The sequence below is a fragment of the Erwinia sp. ErVv1 genome (assembly GCF_900068895.1).
Classification (GTDB): domain Bacteria; phylum Pseudomonadota; class Gammaproteobacteria; order Enterobacterales; family Enterobacteriaceae; genus Erwinia.
Window position 1 is genome coordinate 464 of the sequence record NZ_CDPK01000013.1, and the last position, 208, is coordinate 671.

Here is a 208-nt window from a genome sequence, read left to right on the forward strand (position 1 = left end):
TAAAAGATTAGCGGGAACGAAAGAGTTTGTGCTGAAGCAGGGCGGCAAACGCAGCGAAGGAAGGAGCATACTGAAGTATGTGACTGAGTTTGCAAGTGAAGCCAACGCAGCAGCAGCACAAAATATTCGTTCCGTGCACCAAGATTTGCCTGGCGGCTTTAGCGCGGTGGTCCCACCTGACCCCATGCCGAACTCAGAAGTGAAACGC

The 208-nt window shown here is 52.4% G+C and carries 1 protein-coding gene; it reads left to right on the forward strand.

Annotated elements, in window-relative coordinates:
• Positions 1-208: hypothetical protein (locus A1830_RS23440; protein ID WP_231877655.1), on the forward strand; the 208-nt coding region annotated here is incomplete at both ends.